This window comes from Enterococcus sp. GPZ-007, assembly GCF_059374735.1.
Genome location: NZ_JCAFYN010000116.1, coordinates 1 through 546, shown reverse-complemented (window position 1 = coordinate 546; position 546 = coordinate 1). Strand labels below are relative to the sequence as shown.

Sequence of the window (546 nt, the reverse complement as noted above, 5' to 3'; positions counted from 1 at the left end):
CTCCTACCTATCCTGTACATGTGGTACAAACACTCAATATCAAACTGCAGTAAAGCTCCATGGGGTCTTTCCGTCCTGTCGCGGGTAACCTGCATCTTCACAGGTACTAAAATTTCACCGAGTCTCTCGTTGAGACAGTGCCCAAATCGTTACGCCTTTCGTGCGGGTCGGAACTTACCCGACAAGGAATTTCGCTACCTTAGGACCGTTATAGTTACGGCCGCCGTTTACTGGGGCTTCAATTCGTACCTTCGCTTACGCTAAGCACTCCTCTTAACCTTCCAGCACCGGGCAGGCGTCAGCCCCTATACGTCATCTTTCGATTTTGCAGAGACCTGTGTTTTTGATAAACAGTCGCTTGGGCCTATTCACTGCGGCTGATCGTTAGATCAGCACCCCTTCTCCCGAAGTTACGGGGTCATTTTGCCGAGTTCCTTAACGAGAGTTCTCTCGCTCACCTTAGGATTCTCTCCTCGACTACCTGTGTCGGTTTGCGGTACGGGCCATTGTTTTCTCACTAGAAGCTTTTCTCGGCAGTGTGACATC

General features: G+C 50.4%; 1 rRNA gene. It reads right to left on the bottom strand.

What is annotated here, in order from left to right:
• Window positions 1-546, bottom strand: a 23S ribosomal RNA gene (locus AC4J95_RS21130); the annotation flags it as partial.